General features: G+C 32.7%; 25 protein-coding genes. 18 read left to right on the top strand and 7 right to left on the bottom strand.

The features are described from left to right. Positions 1-26 precede the first annotated feature (26 nt). The 8 genes from HMPREF0520_RS00125 (at position 27) to trxA (ending at position 9169) form a co-directional block, all read left to right on the top strand. Positions 27-983, top strand: coding sequence for a DHH family phosphoesterase (locus HMPREF0520_RS00125; RefSeq protein WP_006728860.1), 957 nt, complete (start codon positions 27-29; stop codon positions 981-983). Continuing rightward, positions 970-2352 carry a DEAD/DEAH box helicase gene (locus HMPREF0520_RS00120; protein WP_420898827.1) on the top strand — a complete coding sequence of 461 codons (1383 nt, stop codon included), beginning with the start codon at positions 970-972 and terminating at the stop codon, positions 2350-2352. The genes HMPREF0520_RS00125 and HMPREF0520_RS00120 overlap by 14 nt, the downstream gene beginning before the upstream one ends. 221 nt (positions 2353-2573) lie before the next feature. Further along, positions 2574-5207: an alanine--tRNA ligase gene (gene alaS / locus HMPREF0520_RS00115; RefSeq protein WP_010222247.1), complete on the top strand. Its 2634-nt coding sequence runs from the start codon at positions 2574-2576 to the stop codon at positions 5205-5207. 79 nt (positions 5208-5286) lie between these two features. Beyond that, positions 5287-5544: an IreB family regulatory phosphoprotein gene (locus tag HMPREF0520_RS00110; RefSeq protein WP_006730455.1), complete on the top strand. Its 258-nt coding sequence runs from the start codon at positions 5287-5289 to the stop codon at positions 5542-5544. Continuing rightward, positions 5544-5975: a Holliday junction resolvase RuvX gene (gene ruvX, locus HMPREF0520_RS00105; protein WP_006728856.1), complete on the top strand. Its 432-nt coding sequence runs from the start codon at positions 5544-5546 to the stop codon at positions 5973-5975. The genes HMPREF0520_RS00110 and ruvX overlap by 1 nt, the downstream gene beginning before the upstream one ends. A gap of 6 nt (positions 5976-5981) precedes the next feature. Beyond that, entirely contained in the window at positions 5982-6293 is a 312-nt protein-coding gene (locus HMPREF0520_RS00100) for a DUF1292 domain-containing protein (protein WP_006728855.1), read from the top strand. A gap of 107 nt (positions 6294-6400) precedes the next feature. Next, entirely contained in the window at positions 6401-8761 is a 2361-nt protein-coding gene (locus tag HMPREF0520_RS00095) for an endonuclease MutS2 (protein WP_006728854.1), read from the top strand. Between the two features lie 96 nt (positions 8762-8857). Continuing rightward, entirely contained in the window at positions 8858-9169 is a 312-nt protein-coding gene (gene trxA, locus HMPREF0520_RS00090) for a thioredoxin (RefSeq protein ID WP_006728853.1), read from the top strand. 126 nt (positions 9170-9295) lie between these two features. Here trxA and HMPREF0520_RS00085 read toward each other — a convergent pair whose 3' ends face one another. Next, positions 9296-9694: a YslB family protein gene (locus HMPREF0520_RS00085; protein ID WP_006728852.1), complete on the bottom strand. Its 399-nt coding sequence runs from the start codon at positions 9692-9694 to the stop codon at positions 9296-9298. Positions 9695-9789: 95 nt separating this feature from the next. Here HMPREF0520_RS00085 and murI point away from each other — a divergent pair, with 95 nt between their 5' ends. Next, a complete protein-coding gene (gene murI, locus HMPREF0520_RS00080) occupies positions 9790-10575 on the top strand; it encodes a glutamate racemase (protein WP_006728851.1) in 786 nt (261 codons plus the stop codon). 17 nt (positions 10576-10592) lie between these two features. Then, positions 10593-11213, top strand: a complete 621-nt coding sequence (locus HMPREF0520_RS00075; protein WP_006728850.1) for an XTP/dITP diphosphatase — start codon at positions 10593-10595, stop codon at positions 11211-11213. 25 nt (positions 11214-11238) lie between these two features. Here HMPREF0520_RS00075 and HMPREF0520_RS00070 read toward each other — a convergent pair whose 3' ends face one another. Continuing rightward, a complete protein-coding gene (locus tag HMPREF0520_RS00070; RefSeq protein ID WP_006728849.1) occupies positions 11239-12084 on the bottom strand; it encodes a mechanosensitive ion channel family protein in 846 nt (281 codons plus the stop codon). A gap of 124 nt (positions 12085-12208) precedes the next feature. Between HMPREF0520_RS00070 and HMPREF0520_RS00065 the strand changes: the two genes are divergently transcribed. Beyond that, on the top strand, positions 12209-12646 hold the full coding sequence (locus HMPREF0520_RS00065) for a DUF948 domain-containing protein (RefSeq protein ID WP_006728848.1): 438 nt from the start codon (positions 12209-12211) through the stop codon (positions 12644-12646). Between the two features lie 14 nt (positions 12647-12660). After that, positions 12661-12990, top strand: a complete 330-nt coding sequence (locus tag HMPREF0520_RS00060; RefSeq protein WP_006728847.1) for a hypothetical protein — start codon at positions 12661-12663, stop codon at positions 12988-12990. Positions 12991-13042: 52 nt separating this feature from the next. On the opposite strand, the gene HMPREF0520_RS00055 is transcribed toward HMPREF0520_RS00060, so the two are convergent. After that, the gene (locus tag HMPREF0520_RS00055) at positions 13043-14149 is read right to left on the bottom strand and encodes a M24 family metallopeptidase (protein WP_006728846.1); all 1107 of its coding nucleotides are present in this window, start codon (positions 14147-14149) and stop codon (positions 13043-13045) included. 148 nt (positions 14150-14297) lie between these two features. Between HMPREF0520_RS00055 and HMPREF0520_RS00050 the strand changes: the two genes are divergently transcribed. Further along, on the top strand, positions 14298-15299 hold the full coding sequence (locus HMPREF0520_RS00050) for a substrate-binding domain-containing protein (RefSeq protein ID WP_009310580.1): 1002 nt from the start codon (positions 14298-14300) through the stop codon (positions 15297-15299). A 79-nt stretch (positions 15300-15378) separates the two neighbouring features. Here the strand turns inward: HMPREF0520_RS00050 and pepV are convergent, their stop codons facing one another. Both pepV and HMPREF0520_RS00040 read right to left on the bottom strand, forming a co-directional pair. Further along, complete coding sequence (gene pepV, locus HMPREF0520_RS00045; RefSeq protein ID WP_006728844.1) at positions 15379-16776, bottom strand: dipeptidase PepV; 1398 nt, start codon at positions 16774-16776, stop codon at positions 15379-15381. A 14-nt stretch (positions 16777-16790) separates the two neighbouring features. Beyond that, the gene (locus HMPREF0520_RS00040; RefSeq protein ID WP_006728843.1) at positions 16791-18158 is read right to left on the bottom strand and encodes a glycerophosphodiester phosphodiesterase; all 1368 of its coding nucleotides are present in this window, start codon (positions 18156-18158) and stop codon (positions 16791-16793) included. Between the two features lie 107 nt (positions 18159-18265). Here HMPREF0520_RS00040 and HMPREF0520_RS00035 point away from each other — a divergent pair, with 107 nt between their 5' ends. The 5 genes from HMPREF0520_RS00035 to HMPREF0520_RS06400 all read left to right on the top strand — a co-directional run bounded on the left by HMPREF0520_RS00035 (position 18266) and on the right by HMPREF0520_RS06400 (position 20953). Beyond that, positions 18266-18598 carry a hypothetical protein gene (locus HMPREF0520_RS00035; RefSeq protein ID WP_006728842.1) on the top strand — a complete coding sequence of 111 codons (333 nt, stop codon included), beginning with the start codon at positions 18266-18268 and terminating at the stop codon, positions 18596-18598. Then, the gene (locus HMPREF0520_RS00030; protein ID WP_006728841.1) at positions 18599-19144 is read left to right on the top strand and encodes a YutD family protein; all 546 of its coding nucleotides are present in this window, start codon (positions 18599-18601) and stop codon (positions 19142-19144) included. 2 nt (positions 19145-19146) lie between these two features. Continuing rightward, positions 19147-19926, top strand: a complete 780-nt coding sequence (locus tag HMPREF0520_RS00025) for a TIGR01457 family HAD-type hydrolase (RefSeq protein ID WP_006728840.1) — start codon at positions 19147-19149, stop codon at positions 19924-19926. After that, on the top strand, positions 19926-20534 hold the full coding sequence (locus tag HMPREF0520_RS00020) for a TIGR01906 family membrane protein (RefSeq protein ID WP_006728839.1): 609 nt from the start codon (positions 19926-19928) through the stop codon (positions 20532-20534). The genes HMPREF0520_RS00025 and HMPREF0520_RS00020 overlap by 1 nt, the downstream gene beginning before the upstream one ends. Before the next feature lie 248 nt (positions 20535-20782). Beyond that, a complete protein-coding gene (locus HMPREF0520_RS06400; RefSeq protein WP_006734272.1) occupies positions 20783-20953 on the top strand; it encodes a hypothetical protein in 171 nt (56 codons plus the stop codon). A 128-nt stretch (positions 20954-21081) separates the two neighbouring features. Here HMPREF0520_RS06400 and HMPREF0520_RS00015 read toward each other — a convergent pair whose 3' ends face one another. Beyond that, positions 21082-21726: a VTT domain-containing protein gene (locus HMPREF0520_RS00015; protein WP_006728837.1), complete on the bottom strand. Its 645-nt coding sequence runs from the start codon at positions 21724-21726 to the stop codon at positions 21082-21084. A gap of 27 nt (positions 21727-21753) precedes the next feature. After that, the gene (locus HMPREF0520_RS00010; RefSeq protein ID WP_010222263.1) at positions 21754-22701 is read right to left on the bottom strand and encodes an NAD(P)/FAD-dependent oxidoreductase; all 948 of its coding nucleotides are present in this window, start codon (positions 22699-22701) and stop codon (positions 21754-21756) included. Between the last annotated feature and the right edge of the window lie 70 nt (positions 22702-22771).

Below are 22771 nucleotides of genomic sequence, written 5' to 3'. Positions count from 1 at the left end.
TAAGATATTAATGAAGGAGTTTTTTTATGAATACATTTGACGAAATTTTCAAAAAAATAAATGATTATTCAACTATAATAATTCATCGGCATCAGCATCCAGATCCAGATGCTTTAGGATCACAAGCTGGATTAGCACGTAGCCTTAAGTTGGCCTTTCCTGAAAAAAAGATTCTCTGTGCTGGTGGACCAGAAGGTGATTTGGTATGGATTAATAAAATGGATGAGGTTAAAGATGAAGATTATCAAGGTGCATTAGTTATTACTGTCGATACGGCTAATACTCCGAGAATCTCAGATGATCGTTTTAGGATGGGCGACTTTTTAATCAAAATGGATCATCACCCTGATGTGGATCCTTATGGTGATTTACGTTATGTAGAACCAGAAAAGCCTGCGGCTGCTGAAATCATCTTTGATTTTATTAAAGCAGAAAAATTACCTTTAACTAAGGAAGTTGCTTATCCAATTTACGCTGGTATGGTAGGAGATACTGGTCGTTTTATGTATGCAGAAACTACTCCTGCAACATTAAAAGCCGCCTATGAATTAGCTGCTACAGGAATTGACATTACCGAAATTGCTATGAATATTTCAACAGTTACATTAGAACAAGCCAAATTGCAAAATTCAGTAATAGATTTATTGCATGTCGATCCTTGTGGAGCTGCTTATGCTGTAGTTACTCAACAACAATTGCATAAGTTGGGGATTAATGAAGATCAAGCTTCAGCTACTATTGGTACCCCTGGTCGTATTAAGGGGATTATTGCTTGGAATATTTTTGTCGAAAAAGCTGATGGGACGTATCGTGTTCATTATCGTTCCAAAGGGCCAATCATTAATCAATTAGCAGAACAACACAATGGTGGTGGACATGCACTTGCTAGTGGAGCTAATGCAGTTGATATGAAAGAAGTTGAGCAAATTTTTGCGGAAGTTGTTGAAGTAACAAAGAAATATAATGAAAATGCAAATGAATAATATTTTTCAAACTGATCAGTTAAAACCAAATATCAAAAAAGGCTTGGAAAAAATTAATTTTTTAAAGCCAACACCTGTGCAACAACAGGTATTGCCATTATTGTTGGCTCATCAAAATGTTGTAGTGCAGGCGGTGACAGGGTCTGGCAAAACGCATGCATATTTAATTCCAATTATTAATGACCTAGATCCTGAACTTTTATGTACTCAAGCAGTCATTACTGCTCCTAGTCGAGAATTAGCTAGTCAACTTTATAAAGTTGCTCGTCAATTGAGGGATGCTGCAGAATTAAATATATCGATTGAATATTTAGGCGGAGGTAATGATCGTACTCGCCAATTAGAAAAAGCATCAAATAGTGCTCCTCAATTGATTATTGCTACACCGGGAAGATTGCATGATTTTGCTATCAAAAAAATCATCAAATTAGATCAGGTAAGTACTTTTATTATTGATGAAGCTGATATGACTTTAGATATGGGCTTTTTAAATCAAATGGATGACATTATGGTGCGATTGGGAACTAATGTAACAATAGGTGCTTTTTCTGCAACGATTCCTGTTAAATTAGAGCAATTTTTAAATAAATATATGGAGCATCCAGAATTCGTAGTCATCGATAATCCAAGTGTTATTTCCCCAACTGTTGCTAATGATTTAATTGATGTAGGTTCTAAGAATAAAAAAGATATTCTTTATACGCTTTTAACTATGGGACAACCTTACCTTGCTTTTGTTTTTGCTAATACTAAAAAAACAGTTGATGAATTAGCAACATATTTAGATCAAAAGGGATTGAAAGTGGCCAAAATTCATGGTGGGATAACTGAACGTGAACGTAAAAGAACTATCAGGCAGGTTAGAGAAGGTCAATATCAATATGTGATCGCTAGTGATTTGGCAGCCCGTGGGATAGATATACCAGGAATTAGTTTAGTCATTAATTATGAAATACCGACTGATTTGGAGTTTGTAATTCATCGTATTGGGCGTACAGGACGTAATAACCTATATGGGCATGCAATTACACTTATCCACGAGGAAGAAATGCAGCAGATAGCACAATTGGAAAAATTAGGTATTCATTTTGAATTTAAGGATCTCAAGAATAATGAATTAGTTGAAAGAACTCATTATCATCGAAGAGATAATCGCCGGACTAGAGCACAAAAATTAGATAATCGACTAGTTGGTATGGTTAAAAAAGCCAAAGTCAAGAAAAAACCAGGTTATAAGAAAAAAATAAAAGTAGCAATTCAAGCTGATAGACAGCAAAAGAAAAAAATCGAAGAACGAATCAAAGCCAGAAAGCAAAAACGTCAGCGTAAACGCGAGCGAGATAGATTACGTGAAGACTTGGAAAAGTAAAAAAATTGTAGTAAGATATAGTAGGTTTAGGATATGTTTTTAGTTTGATATTTCACAGAGAAGATCAAATGGTGAGAAAGATCTAATATTTGGCTATTAATGCTCCCTAGTATTATTTTTTATAAGCAAATAAAGTGGTAACAAATACTGTTGCAATCGAGGTGGTACCGCGCACTGAGCGTCCTCATATCTGCAATAGTATTTTTTTTGGAGGAAAAAGTATGAAAAAATTGACCAGTTCACAAGTTCGTCAAATGTTCTTAGACTTTTTTAAAGAGCATGGTCATATGGTGCTTAAAAGTGCATCATTAATACCACAAGATGATCCTACATTATTATGGATTAACTCTGGTGTAGCAACTATGAAGAAATATTTTGATGGTTCTGTAGTTCCAAAAAATCATCGTATTACTTCATCACAAAAATCAATCAGAACTAATGATATTGAAAATGTCGGAAAAACTGCTAGACACCAAACTTTTTTTGAAATGCTTGGTAATTTCTCAGTTGGTGATTATTTCAAAGAAGAAGTTATTCCATGGGCATGGGAATTTTTAACTAGTGATAAATGGTTAGGCTTAGATCCTGACAAATTATATGTAACTGTTTATCCTAAAGATACTGATGCTTATAGATTATGGCATGAAGTCGTAGGATTGCCTGAAAGCCATATTGTTCAATTGGAAGATAACTTTTGGGATATCGGTGAAGGTCCATGTGGTCCTGACTCAGAAATATTCTATGATCGTGGTCAAGAAAATAACGATGTAGCTGAAGATGATCCTGAGAATTTCCCTGGTGGTGAAAATGCTCGTTATTTGGAGATTTGGAATATCGTATTTTCACAATATAATCATTTAGCAAATGGTAAATATGTTGATCAACCGCATAAAAATATCGATACTGGTATGGGTTTGGAACGTGTGGTTTCGGTTATTCAGGATGCTCCAACTAACTTTGAAACTGACTTGTTCATGCCAATTATTAAGCAAACTGAAAAATTAAGTGATGGTAAACAATATAATAAGGTTGCTGAAGATGATGTGGCATTTAAGATTATTGCTGATCATGTTCGTGCTGTTTCTTTTGCTATTGCTGATGGAGCATTGCCATCTAATTCAGGACGTGGTTATGTTTTGCGTCGTTTGATTAGACGTGCTGACTTAAATGGTAAGCGTTTAGGAATAAAAGGTGCTTTCCTGTATAAATTAGTAGGTGTTGTTGGTGAGATTATGAAGTCTCATTACCCTGAAGTAGTTGATCAGCAAGCTTTTGTTGAAAAAGTTATTAAGAATGAGGAAGACCGTTTCCAAGAGACATTATCATCAGGATTAAATTTATTAGATAGTTTAATTTCTGACGCTAAAAGTGCTAAAGCTACAAAATTATCAGGTAAAGATGCTTTCAAATTGTTTGATACATATGGTTTTCCATATGAATTAACTTTTGAAGCTGCTCAAGATGCTGGCCTAGCTGTTGATAAAGAAGAATTTGATGCTGAAATGAGGGCTCAAAAAGAACGTGCAAGAAAAGCACGTGGTAATTTACAATCAATGGGTTCACAAGATATAACTTTGATGAACATTAAGGACGAAAGTGTCTTTGAGTATCACCAATTACAAGAAGATCATGCAAAATTACTTGATATTGTAGTTGACGATAAATTAGTTGATCAAGTTAATGGTGAACAAGCAACATTAATTTTTGATAAGACACCATTTTATGCTGAACGTGGTGGTCAAGTAGCAGACCATGGAGAAATTTTTAACCAAGCTGGAGAATTAGTAGCTCATGTGATTGATGTACAACATGCACCTAATGATCAGAATTTGCACTTTGTTGAGTTGGTTTTGCCAATGCAAAAGGGTGAAGAATACGTTCTAAAAGTTGATGAACAACGCCGCCGTGGCTTAAAACATAATCATACTGCTACTCATTTGTTACATGCTGCTTTACGTCAAGTTTTAGGTACGCATACTCATCAAGCTGGATCATTGGTCGAGCCTGATTATTTGAGATTTGACTTTACTAGTTTAGAGCCAATGACTAAGCGAGAAATTGCTACTGTAGAAAGATTAGTTAATGAAAAAATTTGGGCTGAAATTCCTGTAAAAACAACCATTACTGATCAAGAAACAGGACTTAAGATGGGTGCTTTAGCATTATTTGGCGAAAAATATCACGAAAAAGTTCGTGTGGTTCAAATTAACGATTTTTCTATTGAATTTTGTGGTGGTACACACTGTGAGAATACAGATCAAATAGGTATGTTAAAGATTGTTTCTGAATCAGCTATTGGTGCTGGAATGCGTAGAATTGTGGCTGTAACTGGTCAACAGGCATATGAATATGCAGTTAAGCACGATGAGATTCTAAAAGAAATTCAAGATGAAGTTAAGGCTACAAAAGTTGATGATATTCAAAATAAAGTTGTTGCTTTAGAAGATGCTTTACGTGAAGAACAAAAGACTGTAGAACAATTAAAATCACAAATTAATCAAGCAAAAGCTAGTGATTTAACTGATGATATTAAAGATATTAATGGCTTGAAAGTTATTGCGAAAATTGTTGATGTAGACGGTATGAATGATTTACGTGAATTGTCTGATAATTGGAAAACTCAAAATCTGTCAGATGTCTTAATTTTAGGTACTACTGTTGCTGGCAAAGCTAACATGCTAATTAGTTTAAATGATAAAGCTATTAAAGCCGGACATAAGGCTGGAGATTTGATTAAAATTGCTGCACCTATTTTTGGAGGTGGCGGTGGTGGTCGCCCTAATATGGCACAAGCAGGTGGAAAGAACCCAGCTGGATTAGCCAAAGCATTAGAAACTGTTTTGAATGAACTTTAATTTTGTGTTAATATTTTTGATAATATGATTGAGTTATAGGTTATTTTTAAGTAAAATTAAATTGATGGGAGGAATTAATATGAGTTCGCTAGATAAAACTATGCATTTTGACTTTAATCAAAATAAAGGAAAAAATGTTTATGATACATTACAAGATGTTTATGTTGCTTTAGAGGAAAAGGGATATAGTCCGATTAATCAAATAGTTGGTTATCTTCTTTCAGGCGATCCGGCATATATTCCTCGACATAATGATGCACGTAATCTTATTTTAAAACATGAACGTGATGAGATAATTGAAGAATTAGTCAAGTCATATTTAGGCAAGGATAAATAATGCGGCTATTAGGATTGGATGTAGGTAGTAAAACTGTAGGTGTTGCAGTTAGCGATGCTTTGGGAATTACTGCACAAGAGGTTGAAACAATACCGATTGATGAGAGTAAATATAATTTTGGTATGAGACGTGTCAAGCAATTAGTGCGTGAGTACGAAGTATCAGGCTTTGTGGTGGGCTTACCTAAGAATATGGATGGAACTTGTGGTGAGTCAGCTCAAAGGTGCCTTGATTATGGAGAACGTTTAAAAGCCAAATTTAAAATACCCGTTTATTATAGTGATGAGCGACTTACTACCATTCAGGCTAAAAGGATTTTAGTTGAAGAAGCTGGAATTAGTGATCGTGTTGCTCGTAAAAAGATTATTGATCAGATGGCAGCAGTTTTAATTTTACAGAATTTTCTTGAAGCTAAGCGAAAGGATAACTAGATAACCATGGGCGAAAAGATTAGTAACAAAAATACTGAAAATCAAATAACATTAATTGATGATAAGGGTAATGAAGAATTATTCGAGATTTTATTTACATTTACTTCTGATGATTATAATAAATCATATGTATTACTTTATCCTGCTGCTGTAGGTGAAGATGAAGAAGTAGAAGTTCAGGCATTTTCATATGATGCTGATGAGGACGGTGCTGTTCTTGGTTCTAACTTGCATGAAATTACTAGCGATGAAGAATGGGATATGGTACAAGGAGTTTTAAACACCTTTCTTTCAGATGAACGATTAAGTGGTGAATAAACGGGAAAAGGATCAGTAATGCTGGTCTTTTTTCATTGGTGATAGCATGGCTTTCATTTTAAGATAGTCCCTATTTAGGGATTATTTTTATGGAGAATTAATTATTTATGAACTCAAAAATTATTGAAAAATTGGAATTTAAACGAATTACTCAAATGCTGAGTGATTTAGCTGTAACTGAACCTGCTAAAAAATTAGCTCAAGAATTATTACCAGTTTCAGATTACAAAACTGTACTTAATAATATGGCTCAAACTACAGCCTTAGTAAATATACAGCGAGTTAAGGGTCCCTTACCTTTGACGGATTTTGTTGATGTTAATGCTAGCATTAAACGCTTACATATTAATGCAGATTTAAATGCACAAGAATTAGGTAATATTTTATTGATTTTATCTATAGTGCGAGATTGTAAAAATTTTTTGTCAGCAATACAAGATCGTGAACTCGATTTGCATGCTATCGATGATTTAATCGATTCATTATTGCCATTAGATGATTTATTTAATGCTTTAAATCGCTCATTGGAGAGTGATGGAACTGTTTTAGATACAGCATCTGCCGAATTAAATCGCATCAGACACAATTTAAAGGCTAATGAGCTCGATATCAAAACTAAAATGGAAGCATATCTTAAGAATTCATCTGAATATCTTACGGAATCGATTATTACGATTCGAGATGGACGTTATGTTATTCCAGTAAAGCAAACTTATAAAAATAAATTTGGTGGTGTTGTTCATGACCAAAGTGCTAGTGGGCAAACGATGTTTATTGAGCCTGAAGCAGTTTTATCAATTAATAATCGCCAACAACAGCTTGTTTATGAAGAAAAACGTGAAATACATAAAATTTTGAAGCAATTGTCGCTTATGGCTCAAGAATATATTGATGAAATTGCAGCAGATGCTCATACGTTAATTTCGCTTGATTTTTTGAGTGCTAAAAGTTTATTAGCTAAGAAGTTAAAAGCTACTGAACCAATTTTTACTGAAAATAATGAAGTGGATTTACATGGTGCTCGTCATCCATTGCTAGATCCTAACAAAGTGGTGACTAATGATATTGAATTAGGAAAAAATTTTGATACGATGCTTATTACTGGGCCTAATACTGGTGGTAAGACAATCATATTAAAAACAGTTGGAATTTTACAATTAATGGCTCAGTCAGGTTTATATATTACAGCTCATGAAGGTAGTAAAGTTGGAATATTCCGTGAGATTTATGCCGATATTGGTGATGAACAATCAATCGATCAATCTTTGAGTACTTTTTCATCACACATGGATCAAATCATCAAAATTATGGCTAATGTTAATCAAGATGATTTAGTTTTACTTGATGAGCTGGGAGCTGGAACTGATCCAGAAGAAGGCGCATGCTTAGCTATTGCAATTTTGGATTATATGCAAGCTAGATTGCCTAAAATAATGATTACTACTCATTACCCTGAATTGAAATTATATGGCTATAATCGCCTTAGAACTAGTAATGCGTCAATGGAGTTTGATGTTAAAAAGATGCATCCAACTTATAAATTAAGAATAGGTATACCTGGGCAGAGTAATGCATTTGCTATTGCTGAACAGTTAGGGATGGATAATACAGTCATTATAGCTGGACGGTCATTAATGTCAGAGCAAAATAACGATATTAACAAGATGATTTTAAGGCTTAATCAGCAAACTAAAGACGCAGAAGAACTAACTAATCAGGTGCATAAAAAATTAAAATTATGTATAGCTTTGAAAAATAAATTACAGGCTGGGTTAGACTGGTATAATCAGCAAGTTGATCATCAAATGCAATTAACGATGGCAAAAGTCGATAAAATTGTTAGTGATAAACGCAATGAGGCTGAAAAAATAATTAAGCAGTTGAAGCAGCAACAACATGATAATGGTCAATTTAAAATAAATAAGGTTATTGAAGCTAAAAATGCCTTTAATGCGATTGAAAATGAAACTCAGCAACTAGCTCATAACAAGATTTTAAAAAAGGCTAAGAAAAAACATGATATCCAACCTGGCGATGCAGTTAAAGTTAGTTCTTATGGTCAAACAGGTGTAGTAACCAAAAAAATCTCCGATAATCAATTTGAAGTACAAATTGGAATTATCAAAGTAAAAGTAAGTGGAACTGATTTAGATAAAATAGTTAGCAAAAAGGCAAAAACTAAAGAAATGGTAGTTAGATCTGGTCGAGGTATCAGAACTACTCAAGCCAAAGCAGAGTTGGATTTGCGAGGCAAAAGATACGAAGATGCAATGGTTGAATTGGATAGATATATTGATTCAGCTCTCTTAAATGGGTTGACAGTAGTGACAATAATTCATGGAGTAGGAACTGGTGCTATTAGATTAGGTGTAGGAAAGTATCTTCGTCAAAGTAAACATGTGCAGTCATTTGCCTATGCTCCCGCTAATGAAGGTGGAACGGGTGCTACGATTGTTCATTTGAAATAATAAATTAAATATTTGCAAAAAGATACATGATTGTATATATTGAAAACTAGCTAATTAAATCATAGATCAAAGCTTGATAGAGAAAGAGGAAAAAAGATGTTTGAAGAACTGACGGATAAGACGTATGAAGTAGAAACTAGTGAAGGCTTAGTTGTAATTGATTTTTGGGCTCCTTGGTGTGGACCATGTAGGATGCAATCGCCTGTAATTGATGAATTGTCAGAAGAAATGCAAGATGTTAAATTTGCTAAAGTTGATATTGATCAAAATCCTGATACACCTAAAGCATTAGGAATAATGGCTATTCCAACTATTTTAATTAAAAAAGATGGAAAATTAGTTAACCGCTTTACAGGCTTTACCCCGAAAGAAAAGTTAAAAGCTGCTATTGAAGAATATATTGATTAAAGTACCAATATAAAATTTGATGCTCTGAGCAAAAAAATAAGAGGTTACTTCTAAAATCTAGAGGTTGCCTCTTATTTTTATATGAACAAGCCTAAGCTAATAATTATAGTGTGGAATAATTTTGAATTAGTCGTATTGAACAACGATTTCCACTACTTTTCTTTTGGAATCAATATTGGCGACTGCTTCTGCGTTAGTTTTATTTTCTCGAGCAATGCATTCAGCGATAATACCACTTTCAATGGTAAATTCAGTGATGCTACTTTCTATTCGATCAGTCACATTTTGACCAGATAACTCAAAAACTACTGTTTTTCTGCGATTACTGATTAATTTTAATTGACCAAATTGAGCTATTCTGAAAAATTCTGGTAGATCATCGATATCAGAAAGGTCATATCGACGAGATACTCGTTTACCTGCCCAATAAAGGATATCGCTGGCATCTTTGCCTAAAATTTCACTTAGAATACAATCTCTATATAAACTATTTATAAAATAAAGTTGTTCCGAATTATCTTGCATATTTTTTCATTTCCTTTTTTATCTTAAATTATTGTAAACTAAAAAGGGGTAGAATGTAAAAAGTAATTTTTAAAAAATTGGAGGAAAATTATTTAATGGATAATCGTCCTATTGGAATATTGGATTCAGGATTAGGTGGTCTAACCGTTTTAAAAAAAGTTATTCAAAGATTACCTAATGAATCTACTATTTTTATTGGCGATCAAGCTCATATGCCATATGGTGATCGCACAGTAGAAGATATTATTAATTTAACAAGGGCTAGTGTAAAATTTTTACTAACCAAAAATGTCAAAGTAATTATTTTTGGTTGTAATACGGCCACAGCGGCAGCTATGTCGGTTATTCAGCAGGAGATTCCAATGCAAATTATTGGTGTGATTCAATCTGGTGCTTTAGCTGCGTCCAAAATTACGCAAACCAATCAAGTAGCTGTTATTGCTACTAATGCTACTGTAAATAGCCATTCTTATGTTAAAGAAATAGCTTTTAGAAATGCACAAATACAAGTTACCGAATTAGGTGAACCTAAATTAGCACCACTAGTAGAGGCTAATCCTTCTGACAAAATAAAAAAGGCCGTTGTTGCCCAGTGTCTAGCACCATTAAAGCATGTGCAATATGATACATTGATTTTAGGATGTACACATTATCCCTTATTAATTAAAGAAATAGCTGAATTTATTGGCAAAGACAAAAAAATTGTTGATCCCGCTGATCAAGTCGCACAATACACTTTTAATGTCCTTAAACGAGATAATTTATTAGCAGCAAAAGGTGGAAAGCATGAATATTATACGACAGGCGATCCAATTAAATTTATGAAAATTGCTCAAAAATGGATGCATGATCCAACATTAAAAGCACAGCATGTAGAATAAAAAAGGAAGTATAAATTTTGGATACATTATTATTTGCAACTACTAATTTAAATAAGGCCAAAGAGGTAGAAAAAGCTCTAAAATTAGCTAATTTTCCACTAAAAGTTATAACTAATCGGGATTTAGAAAATGTTCCTGAAGTTATAGAAACAGGTACTACTTTTTTACAAAATGCTACTTTAAAGGCTCATAAGTTAGCTCAGTTTAGTCAATTGCCTACTTTAGCGGATGATTCAGGGTTGATGGTTGATAAATTAAATGGAGCTCCTGGTGTTTATTCAGCTAGGTATTCAGGAGAAGATCACAATGATGCCCGCAATAATGCTAAATTATTGGCTGAACTAGGTGGCGTACCTGAGCAACAACGAACAGCCGTTTTTCATACTACCATGGTGCTGTCATGGCCTGACAGATATGACTGTGATTTAGTAAGTCAAGGCGAAATTTTGGGTCGCATTTTAACAATGCCTAAAGGTGAAGGCAATTTTGGTTACGACCCTCTATTTTATGTAGCAGAAAAAGGCAAAACTTTCGCAGAAATGACAGTTGAGGAAAAAAATACAATATCCCATCGAGGAATCGCATTACGCAAATTATTAGCTGAATTGCCAATGTGGTGGAAAAAAATGTCTAAGTAATATAGCTAGACTTAAAGCCAAGTTTTTAATTGAAGATGACCTTGTTAGCTTGTAATTGCTTAATATATTCTGAAAAATAGGCATTTTTAATTTCTACTTGATATCCTGGTACAACTTGAAAGTGGATATTGTATGTAAAACCATTTTTATATTGACTTACAATACCCAAAATCGAAGGATCTTTTTTTAATTTGCGAGAAAATTTGGGACGTAATATCTCATTGGCATCATTAATAGATTTAGTTATAATTGCAAAGTCATTATTAGCATCCAGATGCAAGGATATATCAACTCCGATACCACCTCGGGTTAAATTTTCCACAATAGAAATACTGCGGTTGGGGATGTAGATAATGGTTCCGTCTGACGCTCTTAATTTAGTAATTCTGATTCCAAGTGAAATAACAGTTCCTGTAAAACCGCTTATTTTTACTAAATCACCTACGTCATATTGTGATTCACTAAGGATAGTGATTCCATTTACTAAATCACTGACAAAGCCCTGAGCTCCCATACCTAAGGCTAGGGAAACTACACCAGCACTGGCAATCAAAGTACCTACAGGTAGGCCAAGGATATTGAGGATGCCATAAATGTAGAAAAATAATAGCGTATATTGGAAAATATTCACAAGTAGTTGTGAAAAAGTTTTTTTTCGGCTAGAAACTTTTTGTTGAAAATGAGGATTTTGAATTAAATATTTATTGATAAATTTTTTACCTATGGTCCAAATAGCAAGGTAGATAAGAGAAGTAAAAGCAATTGTTAGAAATTTGCCCACACTTTCGTGTGCTAGTTGGGACCAATCTAGTAAATGTGCTTGTGTTGGTTGAATTTTAAAAGGTGTTAATAAGTTGTTAAGTATGTACATAGTAGTATGCTCCTATTTATTATTCCAATTGTAGTATAACAAAAACCATACTTTCATTCATTGATTGACTATTAATTTAATGCTAGACTTTTTATAAGCGGTAAAGAAAGACGGAGGATATATTATGGTTATGTCTTATAGCGAAATTGCTATTTTGCTTATTGCGGTAGCGATTATAGTTCTGGTTGTATTTATGATTCCATGCTTAGTTAAGTTGTATAAGCTTATGAAAAGTCTAATACAAGTTAGTGACAATCTCAATACCACTATTTCAGATTTAAATAGTAAAACATCCCTGTTATTAAATCAAACAGAAGATTTGTTAAAAACAAGCAATGAATTAATGGCAGATATCAATGATAAAGTTAAGCGACTTGATCCATTGGTTCAAGCAATTGATGATGTTAGTGAAAGTATATCTGATATTAATAATTCATCCAAAAAAGCGATGAGTAATATTTCTAAATTCAGTGCTAAAAAAGTCGGCTTAGGTATTGTATCATCAATCTTAAGTCATATAATTGTAAAAAAGCATGAGAAGAATAATAAGAAACATTTTTAAAGGGGGGCTGTAAAATGGGAAAGAAAGGTAGTTTTTTAGTTGGTGGTATTTTAGGATTTGGCTTAGGAATTTTGGCTAGTGCCTTTTTACCTGATGATGTTAGTTCTAATATCAAGGGCAAAATTACTGATAATGATATGTTTAAGACATTGAAAGAAAAATATGATCAACGTACTGAAGATTTGAAAGAGCAGATGACGGAGATTCCTAGTAATATTAATGACGATTCTGAATTAAAAGATTTTGATGATATTATTATTGATAATACACAGTCTTCTTCTGAAAAAGTTGATGATAATCAACATATATCAGACGATATTTTAGATTTAAAAAATGAGGAATAAAAAAAGAACGGTTGCAGTGTTGCTGTAACTGTTCTTTTTAGTTTGAAATTACTTATTCTTTAACTGGAATATATTTTAATTGTTTATCGGTCTTAGTGAATGTCTTGAAACCTTCATTAGTCAAAACACCGCAGTCTTCAATACGTACACCACCAACGTTAGGAATATAGATACCTGGTTCAATAGAGAAACACATACCTTCTTGTAAAATAAAGTCATTGCCTGACATTATTTGTGGTAATTCATGTACACTCATACCAATACCATGACCTAAACGGTGGATGAAGTATTCACCATAGCCAGCTTTGGTAATAATGTCTCTAGCAACAGCATCTAATTCACCAGCTGTCATTCCAGGACGAGCTGCATCGATTGCTGCTTGTTGTGCTTCACGATCAATTTCGTAAATTTCTTTTTCTTTGGCAGAAGGTTCACCATATGCGACAGTTCTACTTGAATCTGAAGCATATCCATTGTGCATAGTACCCAAATCAAAGAGAACTAATTGATTAGGTTTGATTGTATTCAAAGTTGGACCTAGGTGGGGATTTGCTGCATTGGTTCCAGCTTGACAAATAGTTTCAAAACTCGTATGCATTACGCCTTTGTCTAATTTAAGGCGATATTCAATTTGACCTGCAACATAGCGTTCTGTGACACCATTTCTTAAGGCATTAAATCCAACTTCGAATGCGTAATCAGCTTCAGCTCCTGCAGCTTGCAATTGCTTAACTTCTTCTTCTGTTTTAATAATTCTTAACTCACCAATTAATTTTGACACATCAGTACTAAAATCTGCATCAGTAAATACAGACTTGAGTGCTTCCAAACGAGCGATTGATACAAAACTCTTTTCAATAGCTATCTTTTGAGGACGTCCAATTCTTTCTGATACTAAATTGGCAATCTTTTGCCATGGATTTTGTTCATCAAGATAGCCATAAACATCACCATTCCAAGCTGAGTGTTTTGCTTCTTCTACATTTAATTCTGGTGCAAAAATGAAAGCAGGCTTGTCTTTGAATGCAACTAAGGCAAATATTCTTTCGTTAGGATCCATATTAAATCCAGTAAAGTAGTTAATGCTCAATGGATCAGAAATGTATGCTACATCACAATTGTTTTTAATTAACCATTCATTTAATTTATCTAAATTCATTTTAAATCTCCTTAGTTTTAAATTTGTATTTAAACATAGATAATGTGAGTATAGCATATTTTTACTTGATTTAATGCAAAATATTAATAATCACTTGCAAATATATTGTTTTCTTGCTAACTTTAATTTAGGAATTGAGGTTTTTAAAATGCAGAAACAAGATGTAACTATATATGATGTTGCTAGAGAAGCGAATGTTTCGATGGCAACAGTTTCTAGAGTTGTTAATGGCAATACTAATGTTCGTAAAGAAACCAGAGATAAGGTTTTAGCAGTAATAGATCGTTTACATTATCAGCCTAATGCTGTAGCACAAGGATTGGCCTCGAAAAAAACTACTACTGTTGGCGTAGTTGTTCCTGGATTAACTAATCTTCATTTTGCAGAATTAGCTAAAGGAATTGATGATATTGCGACAATGTATAAATACAATATTATTTTAACTAGCATTGAAAACAATGTAATTGATAATGGTAATGTTATCCAGAGCATCTTAAATAAACAAGTAGATGGTGTTATTTATATGTGTAATACTATGTCACCTAAAGCAACTGAGGCTTTTAGCCGAGCTAATATTCCAGTTGTTTTAGCAGGTACAATCATTGATAATGACCATTTTGGCAGTGTAGCAATTGATTATAAAGAAGCGGATCGCAAAGCCTTAGAATTATTATGGAAAGATGGCAAAAAAAATATTGCCTTAATAGTTGATGATAAAGAAGCTTATATAAATAGAGGATTTAGAATTAAATCATATCGTCAATTTTTAGCTGATCATGGAATTAAGTCGGAATATATTTATGATAATATTTTGACTTTTGAAGATGGATATAATTTATTTGCTAAGTTGTATAGTGATGGCATAGATGCAGTAGTTACTACCAAAGATATTACAGCGGCAGGAATTGTTAATGCAGCATTAGATAGTCAAGTATCTATTCCAGAACAATTTGAGATTATATCTGCTACTTCAACTAATATTGCTAAAATTGTTCGACCTCAGTTAACATCAATTCAGCAGCCACTATATGACATAGGTGCAGTTGCTATGAGAATGTTAACTAAGTTGATGAAAAATGAAGATGTGGCTGAAAAGAATATCGTATTACCATATCAGATTTTGAAACATAATACTACTTTGAATAAATGACAAAAGGCCTGAGAAATTTCTCAGACCTTTTATTTTTTGATTATATTCAATATTAAGTCATCTGTGGGTGATAACTTAATTATTTACATAGTTCATAAATAGCTTCAGCGTAGATAGCAATTGAGTTGATTAAATCTTCAACTTTCATATATTCATTTGGTTGGTGCATAACTAATGGAGCTCCTTCAGGTTGTGCTCCAAAGGCTACACCATGCTCAAATAAACGGCCGTACGTTCCGCCACCAATTACAACTTCATGTCCCTTTAAGCCAGTTTGCTTTTCATAGACTTTCAATAAAGTTTGAACAATTGGATCGTCTCCTGGAACATAATGTGGTTCTTCAGCCTTGCCCTTTACTGTAGTAGAGATAAAGTTGCCATAACGTTCATTAATATTATTAACCATTATCTCTGGATTGGTACCTTGTGGGTATCGAACATTGTTTAATAAGTATGCTTCATTTTCATTATATTTGAAAATACTTGGAGAGCTTGCTAATTCACCCATCAAATCGTCTTGGTGATAGATACCTAATTTTTCTCCATGAAAATCATTATGTTCTACAGAAGCTAAGAAACTTAAATAGTTATCTGCTTTACCAGCAAAATCATATTTTACTAAAAATTTAGCTAAGTAGGTTGCAGCATTACGTCCAGTTTCAGGAGCTGAAGCATGAGCTCCGTGACCAGTTAATGTGAAATTAATCACACCATTTTGATGTTCAATTTCACCAGTTAATTCGTTTTCTGTTAAGAATTGCTGATACTCAGTCTCAAAATCAATAGAACTATTATCTTTAATTGTAGCTTTTGCTGTTTGAGGAATAACATTAGCAGCAATACCTGATTCGAAACTAATTAAGAAGTTGGTACCTTTTCTATTTTCTTCTTTGAAAGTTAATTTTAAAGTAACAATTCCTTGTTCGCCATTGATAATTGGAAATTCAGCATCAGGTGAAAATACCATATCTGGCTTTGGTTCATGCTTTAAATAGTAGTCAATACCTACCCAGTTTGTTTCTTCATTAGTGCCTAAAACAAAATCAATTTTTTTTGATGGTACAAATCCATGTTCTTTTAAAATTAGTAAACCATAATAACATGCTAAAGAAGGTCCCTTATCATCAGCACTACCACGGCCAAAGATTTTTCCATCTTTGATAACCATTTCGAAAGGATTAGTTTTCCAACCATCGCCGGCAGGAACAACATCCATATGACCAATGATGCCTACACGGCTATCACCATTTCCATAATTAATACGACCTGCATAATTGGCAAAATTTTGTGTATCAAAGCCATCTCTTTGTGCAAATGATAAAAACTTTTTCAATGCAGTTACAGGACCAGGTCCTACAGGATATTCTTCAGATGTATTGGTTAAATCTTCGGATGAATCAATTGCTATTAATTCTTTTAAATCAGCTAAAATTGCATCTTTCTTTTCTAAAGCCAGTTTTTTATAATCTAAATCCATAATTACTGTCTCCTTTAAAAATCTTTAATATTATTTAATATTTTACATTGTTTCCAAAAGTTTACCACATATTGCCTATTGAACGCTACATCAGGAACTAAAGCAAGATTGATTTGTTGATAATTGTGTGGTAGTTTTCGGTAATAATTAAATTCTGCAGTATTAGGAAAAATACCATAATAGAGGATTTCTTTAGCAGGTACCCAGCCTGAGGTGGTTAATAGCCACTTTTGATTTTGGCTGATACCATAAATTTTATATTTGGTATTTGGTTTTAAAAATTTTACCACATTGGCTGTGTATTTGGGATGTACATATGTAGTAGTCATTTGATTGTATTTGGTAATTATTGGCAAATTCCAATAAGGATATATACAATTTACTGGTAAATTAAAATTAACAAAGTCGGCATCAATAAATTGTTTTGCTCCGATTTGATAATAAGTTCCCGAACTGGTTTCAACGGCATTGCTGACGTGAATATTTTGTGAAAAATGTATTTTTTTATTAGTTTTAGTCTTAAAATATGGATTTTCAAAAACTCTTTCTGAAGCCCGACTATAAAAAATTGCATCTTTGTTAATACTAAATTTATGAGTCTTTTTTTTAGCCATATTATAGCGATAAGCCGTTGCTGGGAAATTAGTTACTACAGCGTCAATATCGTTATTAATTAACCAATTCCAAAGTTTAGGAGATTCATCCATTTCGGCCCAAACATAGACTTTTTTATGGAGCTTGTGCAATTGTTGAATTAAATCAGGATTTTGTGTAATTAAATCAGCAGAGATATTTATCCCATTGACATAGCTGAGCACTTCAAAATTAATTCTTTTAAGTGAACCGACAATAAAAATACGTGGAATTTTTGGTAACAATTTGCTTAGAGTTTCTAGACTTGGAGCAGAAAATGAATGGAACATAACTCTATTTTCCATATGATATTTTTTAATAACATTAGCTAAAATTTGTTCCATGTTCTTAGGTGTATTATGACTAGTTTTTTTAGTTTCAATCAAAAATTTTGTCCGAGGCTTATGCTGATAATATTCAAACAATTCGTTGAGTGACATTATAGGCTCGCCATTTTTGCATTTTAAGGTGTGCAAATAAGAAAAATTATTTTGTGATACAATAACCGAGGAACCAGTTATCCGTGACAAATTTCTATCATGCGAGATAACTAAAATATTATCTTTTGATAGATGCAAATCTAATTCGACAAAATCAGCCCCGTCATTAAAGGCAGAATTGTCGCTTTGGATGGTTTCTTCGGGAAATTTGTTAGGGTTTCCGCGGTGGCCTATGACTAAAAACCCGGATTCGAGCAAAAAGATACCCAAAAAGACAATGGTAAAATATAGATGTTTGCATTTGCTCATTAACTAGATACCTCCGGTTCTTTCTGTGAGATTAATTTACAATATTTACTCTAAGTTTAGTATATTATAAGTATTATGGAGAAAAAAATAAAGGCAAGGAAAATGATATGTCGGCTAAATATCAACAATTTAATTTAATTGAAGAAGTTACTAGAAATGATGGTAGCAAATATTATGAAATTTCCAATATCAATCAAAATGGTATTGCAGAGATGGCTGCTGATAATGGTAAGATAAAAGAAGTTAGAATTTTAAAATTAAATATAGCAAGAACTAAACAGTTACAAATTTACGAAAAATATATCAATGAAACATATGATTTACAAACTTTACTACTAGAATCAGATTGGCGTAATCCGAAGTGGATTGAATGGGAAAAACCAGATGGTAAAATAAAAGATGCATATTTAGCAATTTTAAAAGCAAACAAAGTAGGTTAGATGATGATGGACTATACAAATAGTTGTAATAATGTACCTGCAAAAACTTATCACGCCAAAGCAGATGTACGTTTGAAAGATAAACAATTATTGATTAATGGACGAACTTATCAGATTATTGCTAATGAAAAAAATGCCTTAGATCTCGATTTAATGCAGAAAAAATATGATCCTTTTTTAGATCAATATGATTTTATCGTTGGTGATATTTCCAGCGAACATTTAAGACTAAAGGGCTTTTATAGTGATGATGAAAGAGTGTCTATTGATAAAAGAGCATCTACCATAGTAGATTATCTTGAGGAATATTGTAATCCCAACAGCCCATATTTTATTCTGCAATTAATGGGCGATAATACTATCAAGGAAATTGTACTGGGTCGTAAATATAAGCACTATTATAAATATTTTGGTAATCAAAATAATTACTTTAAAGAGAAAAAAGTCAAAAAAATTAAGTTTAAGTCACATAAAAACTATAGTGTCAAAATCAGTTATAAGCATAATCGCCAAAAGAAATTTGTTATTAGAAAAAGGAAGGGCTAATTGTGAATAAACAGTACGGTTGCTACTTAATAGATTTAGATGGAACAATCTATCGTGGAGAAAAAACCATTCAAAGTGGGGTGGATTTTGTTAACCGCCTTAATGAGAAAAAAATACCATATTTATTTTTAACTAATAATACTACTAGAACGCCAGAAATGATTGTAGCTAAGCTAGCTAGTCACGGAGTTATAACTGATGTAGATCATGTTTATACGCCGATTATGGCAACAGTATCATATTTACTAGAGCACAATCCAGGAACGGACGCAATTCCTGTTTATATTATTGGTCAAATTGGTTTGTGGAAAGGCTTGCTAGCTGAGGACCGCATTGTTTTAGATAATAACAATCCAAAATATGTCATTGTTGGTATGGATACTGATTTAACTTATAAAAAAATTTGTATAGCTACTAATGCCATTAGAAAAGGAGCAGAATTTATTGGTACTAATTCTGATCATGTTCTGCCTTCAGGTGATAAGTTATTACCTGGTAATGGTTCTCAATGTGCAATGATTGCAGTAGCTAGTGATCAAAAGCCCTTTTTCATTGGCAAACCTTCAGCTGTAATTGTTAATTATGCTTTGAAAAAAATAAAAAAGAACATCGAAGAGAGCTTGATTGTCGGTGACAATTATGAAACTGATATTATGGCTGGCATCAATTGCCGGATGGATTCGCTATTAACACTAACTGGTGTAACTACCAAAAAGCAATTAGCAGAAGAAAAGATACAACCTACATATGTTTTAAATAACTTGGATGAGTGGCAGCTATAATGAAAAATAAACTTAGTATTGTAATTTATAACTTTGTAGCTGCAATTTTACTCAGCTTGTGGGGGACGATATTGCTGAGCTGGCCTATTTTGCTAGTAATGATGATTGCTCAAAGAACGAATAAATTAATCCATTTAAGCCTCTTTGGTGCTTTAAAGAATTACAGTCAATTGATGTCATATCTGATTAATCCAGTGTCTGATAAATTACAGATGTCTGATTTACAATCATCATTAAATGGATTGATCCATTTTAAAGATTGTAAAAATCTTTTTAGTATAGCTTTGATGTTGGGCTGCATCTGGCTGTTCATTTTTTTGTATTTTGAAATTTGGAAAAAGAAAAAAATAGTATCATTACCACATAGCTATACTATTTGCTTATTACTTTTACCATTGATAGTAGTACCGTTTTCGATGGGTAATTTTACTAATTTATTTATTCTATTTCATAGAGCAATTTTTACCAATAACAATTGGCTATTTAATCCTGATACTGATCCAATTATTTTGATATTGACTGAAGAATTCTTTGCTGCATGTTCTGCTACTTTTTTGCTTATCTATGAATTATATTTTGTGAGATTGTTAATTAAGAAGGGTAGGTAGTATAGAATCAATAAGCTGTCTTCGTATTTCCCACACATGCGGGTGACGATTTAAAAACACTTCCATATTTTTCTTTACAAAATTTAGGCAATATATCATAATATGTTTAATTTAGGAGTAAGCATGTTGTTTTTAGTTTTGGCTTGCTTTTTTCTTAATATTGTACTTTCCGTACATACTGTGGATAATAAAGTTATTTTTTTATAATTAAAAGAAGAAAGGTAACATATATAATGGGAAGAGAGCTTATGGGGTTGGCTAGTTGTGATGATGATCGCAAAGCGATTATCAATTTTACTATAGTAGCTGCCAAATATTTTAACGATCAAGTTACAGTTGAAAAAATTAATGATAGTTTGAAGGAACATGGTCAAGCCCCTTTGACAGAAGAAGAGAAAAAATTTTATGGGGTAAAATAATTTTTGCCAAGTACTCTCTATTTTTATCGAGTATTGTTATCATGAAAAATAAAAGCACTAATTTTAATATGTATGCGTGTTATAGAATACATATCGAAATCAGTGCTTTTTTTGTGATTTGAAATTTTTTATTTAGAATTTTTAGTTAATTTATTTTTGATAGATAATATGATGATAGGCAAAATTGAAATAGCAATGATAGCAATGATCAGCAAGGAAAAATGATGCTGTACAGCAGGAATATTACCGAATAAAAAGCCACAGATTGAAAATAATGATACCCACAAAAAGGCTCCAACAATGTTGTATATAACGAAAGTTCGATAGTGCATTTTGCTGGCTCCTGATACAAAGGGAACGAATGTTCGGATAATTGGAATAAAACGACCAATTACAATGGTAATCCCGCCATGTTTTTCAAAAAAATCCTCAGCTGCTTTTTTCTTTTGTGGATTAATTAACTTATTGAACCACTTAAATTTGTTACTCTGTAGTTCCGACCATTTACCTAATTCGTAGTTGATACTATCACCACAAATTGCTGCTATGATAAAGATAATATAGCATATGATAAGGTCTAAGTGATATTTAGGAGAAGCGGCCATAGCAATAGTTGCAAAAATTAATGAGTCTCCTGGTAAAAAAGGGAAAACTACTAATCCGGTTTCCACGAATACGATTAAAAATAAGATTAAGTATGTCCAATCTCCGCAACTATTAACAATAGTTATTAAATGTTTGTCTATATTTAGAATAAAATCTAGTAAATTCATTTTGTTTCCTTTCTTCTAAATCATTTATTAATGACTTGATAAATGGATAGTTAATTTTTTTTCAGGAAATAGATGATTCATTATGCTCATGATAGCAATTTGTGCTTCACCAAACCCCAATGCCATCATAGGTACTCTACCATCGTAAATACAGGCATCACCAGCAGCATATATATTTTCGATATTGCTTTGCATTTGACTATTGACTTTTACATGTCCTGTTTCGAGATTTAATCCCCATTTTTTTAATAAGAGATTGTCAGATTTGAAACCAAATGCTATCACTGCTTCATCACATTTGATTTCTTGCCTTTCCTTGGTCCCCATTTTTTTAAGTAAAATATTCAGTTGATTATTTTGCCATATTATTTTTTGAGGCAGATAAGGTGTCAAAAAACGTACATTATTGTGTTGATGTAAGAATTTTAAGGTTGATTCCATACCACGAAATTGATCACGACGATGAATGATGACAATTTTGCATTTATCAGCCATTTGCATTGCCCAATCCAGTGCGGAGTCACCTCCACCGAAAATAGCTACATTCTTGTCTTGAAAATGATCAGCGTTTTTAACAAAGTAATGTATATGTTTTTCGCAAGAGCTATCAATAGGTAGCGGCAATTTTTTTGGAGTAAAAGCCCCCATTCCTGAAGTAATCAATAGCGTTTTTACTTGATAATTGTTATCGATAATAATTTTACCGTCTTTTTGGATTATTTCTTGAACCTTATAATTAGTGATTATTTTTGAATTGATGCCTTCTTTTAATTTATCTACTAATTGATGGCCGATTATAGAATTATAACCAGGAATATCTTTGATTTTTTTATTAGGAAAAAGTCTGTTGATTTGACCTCCACAATCAGCCAGTGCTTCAAAAGTTATCGTTTTCAATCCGTGTAAATTAGCAAATTTGGTAGCAAAAAGTCCTACAGGTCCAGCACCAACAATCGCTAAATCATAGTATTCCATTATCATTTTCCTTTCTTTGTTATTACTATAATATCAACTTTAACATGATATTAGTGTATTTTGCTAATAA

The organism is Lactobacillus iners DSM 13335 (assembly GCF_000160875.1).
GTDB classification, from domain to species: Bacteria; Bacillota; Bacilli; order Lactobacillales; family Lactobacillaceae; genus Lactobacillus; species Lactobacillus iners.
The sequence above is the reverse complement of the archived record's forward strand: the minus strand, read 5'-3'. Positions and strand labels throughout refer to the sequence as shown.